This window comes from Variovorax sp. WDL1 (assembly GCF_001541225.1).
Classification (GTDB): domain Bacteria; phylum Pseudomonadota; class Gammaproteobacteria; order Burkholderiales; family Burkholderiaceae_C; genus Variovorax.
This window is the reverse complement of sequence record NZ_LMTS01000065.1, coordinates 1-483: the sequence shown is the minus strand read 5'-3', so window position 1 is coordinate 483 and position 483 is coordinate 1. Positions and strand designations below refer to the sequence as shown.

Annotated in this window: 1 pseudogene; it reads left to right on the top strand. The window is 65.2% G+C overall.

The window, feature by feature from the left end:
• Nucleotides 1–482: pseudogene (locus tag APY03_RS09090) on the top strand (hypothetical protein); the annotation flags it as partial.
• Between the last annotated feature and the right edge of the window lies 1 nt (nucleotide 483).

The window sequence follows — 483 nt, the reverse complement described above, 5'->3', positions numbered from 1 at the left end:
CCTCGGGCCGCGAAGACGAAGCCAGCATGTTCTTCGACGACGGTCGCCGCAGGCGGTACGACTACGACCAGGACGGCTCGCAATACTGGAGCCGGGTCGAACAGGATTTCGATGTGTTCGGCCGGGAAACCATGGCCAACATCTTCCATGACGATGGCGCTCGGACGCTGGTCGACTACAGCTCCGCGCCCGGCTACAGGCTCGTGTCGAGGTACAACGCGCAGGGTTACCTGATCCTCAAGGAAGAGGCCACCGCCTGGCTGCCCGGTGGGCCGCTTCCGGCGCCGCTGCCGCCGGCCGTCGGGCCTCTTCCTGCGATGCCGTTCTATGCCCCGCCGAGCGCCGCGCCGCACAATCCATTCATATCGCCCGCCTTTCCGTTTCCTTCCCAGCCTTCCTGGTCGCTTCCGGTCGTCGACGATGACCCCTATCCCGATGCCTATGTCGAGGTGGGTCCTCTTACGCCGTCCGAGCCATGGTGAG